At 50.6% G+C, this 2,591-nt stretch carries 2 protein-coding genes and 2 pseudogenes; 3 read left to right on the top strand and 1 reads right to left on the bottom strand.

The window, feature by feature from the left end:
- Positions 1 to 128: 128 nt before the first annotated feature.
- Positions 129 to 284 (bottom strand): annotated as a pseudogene (locus MHN28_RS24710) (transposase); the annotation flags it as partial.
- A 242-nt stretch (positions 285 to 526) separates the two neighbouring features.
- On the opposite strand from MHN28_RS24710, the gene MHN28_RS24705 reads away from it, so the two are divergent.
- The 3 genes and pseudogenes from MHN28_RS24705 to MHN28_RS24695 form a co-directional block, all read left to right on the top strand.
- Positions 527 to 778, top strand: a complete 252-nt coding sequence (locus MHN28_RS24705; RefSeq protein WP_239345700.1) for a hypothetical protein — start codon at positions 527 to 529, stop codon at positions 776 to 778.
- 729 nt (positions 779 to 1,507) lie between these two features.
- Positions 1,508 to 2,188, top strand: a complete 681-nt coding sequence (locus tag MHN28_RS24700) for an IS6 family transposase (RefSeq protein ID WP_239345698.1) — start codon at positions 1,508 to 1,510, stop codon at positions 2,186 to 2,188.
- Between the two features lie 204 nt (positions 2,189 to 2,392).
- A pseudogene (locus MHN28_RS24695) lies at positions 2,393 to 2,591 on the top strand (4Fe-4S ferredoxin); the annotation flags it as partial.

Raw genomic sequence — 2,591 nt, 5'->3', positions numbered from 1 at the left:
TCGCTCAGCCCTAACAATCCGATATCACCGCCTCGAGGCATTTGACGCCTGGAATGCTGCCACTCGAGCCGCTTGAAATCCGAAAACTAGGATCTCTGTGTGAACCGCGGGTTAACGTGACAACACCCTTTGGGTGCATCACGCCATCGTAAGCCATTACGGTTGATGAAGATAATGCCGCTCAACACGCGCCTGTCATCAACACGTGGTTTGCCGTGCGACTTGGGAAAGAAAGGCTACAGACGCGCCATCTGCGCGTCACTCAACCAGAAAAGATCAGACATGTTCACCGCTCGTTTTCGAGCCGTGAATCATGCCGTCGCGCGGAAATCAATGGGTCCTGAGCCTAGTTCATTGCCGCCAATTCGGACCTTCGAGGTGAACGGACAACAGTATTCTTTGGACAACAGAAGACTATATGCCTATCAAAGAGCCGGTATAAAAATCCCAACCAGGCCAGCGACATCAGCTGAAATCGCGAAGGATTCCAGGTTCAAGTTTTCAACTATCAATGGAGGGCAGGATATTGAAGTCAGAAGAAAATAACCGTGCTGTAGAAATCCAAACCACAAGAGACTTCTGTAATGCACTGAATATTCTGCTGCGTGATCCTGAGTTTCCTGAAGAAAACTTGAATACCAAATCTTTTGTGGAGGCAATGCAGGCATGGCTGCTAGCTTTCGAGGGGCGCAATAGCCTCTTCGATCAGCCTTGCGAGGAATACATCACTTGGGCCGACTTGTATAAGTTGCTTCAAGCGGCGGCAGTGTACGAGTAGACTTTAGGTAATCCCCAGATTGAAAGACTTTGGGCCAATGGCGCACGCGTTTGCACTACGGCGAAACAAGTATTCGGGGCATTGTTAAGCCCGGTACAAACGAAATCATTTCGACTTACCCACAATGACACAGAATTGCACTCATGAATGCCCAAGATGCGGACAGGGCTCTGTTATTCCAGCGAAAGTAAAAAGGAATGGTCGCGTCATTCATATATGTGACGAGTGTGATGCCGTGTGGTTTTGCTCAGACAGCATCGAATACGCGACCTTCAATTACTTCAACCACTACATGGAGCGTTTGGGTTTGCCGGATGATTGGTCAGAGCTGGAGATCTTGCCAATAAAGCCTGAGCCTTAAATGTCAGATCACTAGGCTGGGCAATAGAATGAACAATCCTATCGAAGAACAACGAAAGATAATTGATCAGCTGTATCGAGCAATCTTGGTGCGTGCGCCTGATAGGATTACCAGCGCGGCTTGTAAACGTTGCCTCTCAGGATCAAGGAGCCTTTGTCGAAAGGGAGCGTAAGAGAATTGCTTACAAGGCCGGAAAATTCGCTTCAGACTAAAGTACCCAGAGCGCTACCAGTACTGTCGTAAGGGGAGTAGCCTCCTTCTTTTTCAAGCGGTTGTAGAGTATGGATCTGTTGCAAACTTTTGGCCATTGACGCTCGCGCCACCAACGGGCGAATGACTTTCGGAACTTCCAAGTCGAAAGCCAGTTCATGATCTCCTTTAAAGGCGCACAATATCCCAAGGATGTGATCCTGTACGCAGTGTTTTTCTATGTCCGATACGGTGTTTCCTATCGAGATTTGGAAGAAATCATGCTCGAGCGAGACATATCGGTCGATCACACCACTCTGAACCGCTGGGTGACACGGTATCCCGGTGTAATCGCAGAAGTGGCGCGGCGTCGAAAAGCGCCATGTGATCGCTCTTGGAGAATGGACGAAACCTACATCAAGGTGAAAGGCGCGTGGGTCTATCTCTACCGAGCTACCGACAAGCACGGTAAGACGCTTGATTTCATGCTTTCGCAGCGTCGAAACAAACCCGCCGCTACAAAGTTCCTCGCCAGAGTGTTGGAGACAAATGGAATGCCGAGGAAGATTGTTATCGACAAAAGCGGCGCAAACACGGCTGGCATCAAAGCCGTCAACAGGATGTTGAAAGGCTTTGGCTGCCCGATCCCAATTGAAATGGTGAGGCGGAAATACTTGAACAATATCGTCGAGCAGGACCACCGTTTCATCAAAAGACGAACCCGCCCGATACTCGGCTTCAAGTCTTTTGCTTCAGCTTCAGCAACTCTGGCAGGTATCGAGGTCGCGCACATGATCCGTAAAGGCCAATTCACACCAGGACTCTGTCCCTTTCAACAATTCAAAGAGCTGGTCGCATAGCAAAGCACGTCAGATGTATTCCTCTGAGCTTCAGTAATCTTCGCAACAGAACCCAGTGCTCGACCTCCAGCGGCAAGATCAAAAACCTCTGGGCCGCCGGCGAGACGATGGCCGGGTCGATCCTTGGACAAGGCTATCTGGCCGGCTTCGGCATGACCATCGGAACCGTATTTGGACGCATCGCAGGACGTGAGGCTGCCGCTTATGCAAACTGACCTTATTCAAGAAGCCCGCCGTCAGGCCGAGATCTGCAATGCCTGTCGCTATTGCGAGGGATATTGCTCGGTCTTCCCGTCGCTGCACGCGGAACGCGCGTTCTCGGATGGGGATATCACGCAACTGGCCAACCTCTGCCACAACTGTCGGGGTTGCTATTACGCGTGTCAGTATACAGCGCCTCACG

This window comes from Ruegeria sp. Ofav3-42, from assembly GCF_022347725.1.
Classification (GTDB): Bacteria; Pseudomonadota; Alphaproteobacteria; order Rhodobacterales; family Rhodobacteraceae; genus Ruegeria.
The sequence above is the reverse complement of the archived record's forward strand: the minus strand, read 5'-3'. Positions and strand labels throughout refer to the sequence as shown.